General features: G+C 61.1%; 1 protein-coding gene. It reads right to left on the minus strand.

What is annotated here, in order from left to right; genetic code table 11:
* Positions 1-405: hypothetical protein (locus tag D7V97_RS45225; RefSeq protein ID WP_199729288.1), on the minus strand; the 405-nt coding region annotated here is incomplete at its 3' end.
* Positions 406-432: the final 27 nt, after the last annotated feature.

The following is a 432-nucleotide window of genomic DNA, read 5'->3' on the forward strand; positions in this document are numbered from 1 at the left end:
GTTGAGTTCCAGCATGATCCGGTCGTTCACGTACTTGGGGAGAAAGACGCCGGTGAAGCCATACGTGACCGAACCCGGCTGCAGCGCAGTGCTCGAGCCAGAGGTCGACGTGAGCGTTGTCTGGCTTGAGGCCAGGTAGCTCTGTGTTTGCGCGGCCTGCAGGTTGAGCATTTGGCCGTTCATCGTTACGCCAGAACGACTGAACACCTGCGACACGTTACCCATGGTCGAAAGCGCTTGGACTGCGGCGTTTGTGCCGCTGAGCGTGCCGCTCAAGATTGATGCGCCGAACTGCACCGGGGTCACGCCGGAAGTCACAGACGGGGCCGCGGCGGACGTCACGGTGAACTTGGCGCCGTTTTGGTTGCCCTGATAGAGGGTGTTGACGGCCAGCGAGAGGTTCAACCCGTAGTTGTCCTCGCGGTTGACGTG

It is taken from the genome of Corallococcus sp. CA053C (assembly GCF_003611675.1).
In the GTDB taxonomy this organism is placed as follows: Bacteria; Myxococcota; Myxococcia; order Myxococcales; family Myxococcaceae; genus Corallococcus.